The sequence below is a fragment of the Brevibacillus sp. SIMBA_040 genome (genome assembly GCF_046535075.1).
Taxonomy (GTDB): domain Bacteria; phylum Bacillota; class Bacilli; order Brevibacillales; family Brevibacillaceae; genus Brevibacillus.
Genome location: NZ_JAWRXI010000129.1, coordinates 1 through 289 on the forward strand (window position 1 = coordinate 1; position 289 = coordinate 289).

The 289-nt window shown below is 54.0% G+C and carries 2 tRNA genes; both read right to left on the bottom strand.

What is annotated here, in order from left to right:
* Position 1: 1 nt before the first annotated feature.
* Positions 2-77 (bottom strand) — tRNA-Val (locus SB752_RS32250).
* 134 nt (positions 78-211) lie between these two features.
* Positions 212-288 (bottom strand) — tRNA-Glu (locus SB752_RS32255).
* Between the last annotated feature and the right edge of the window lies 1 nt (position 289).

Genomic DNA, 289 nt, shown 5'->3' on the forward strand with positions numbered 1-289 from the left:
GTGGTGGAGGCTGACGGGATCGAACCGCCGACCCTCTGCTTGTAAGGCAGATGCTCTCCCAGCTGAGCTAAGCCTCCAGTATTCCCCAACTATCGTTGGGCCCCACAAAGTGAAGCTGATGATTTTTATCATCCTGCAAGTTGTCGGGGCCCCCGCAAAGTACTCGGAATATGCTGCGAAGCATACTCGTCACTTTGTGGGGTATTTACTATGGTGACCCGTAGGGGATTCGAACCCCTGTATGACAGCGTGAAAGGCTGCTGTGTTAAACCGCTTCACCAACGGGCCA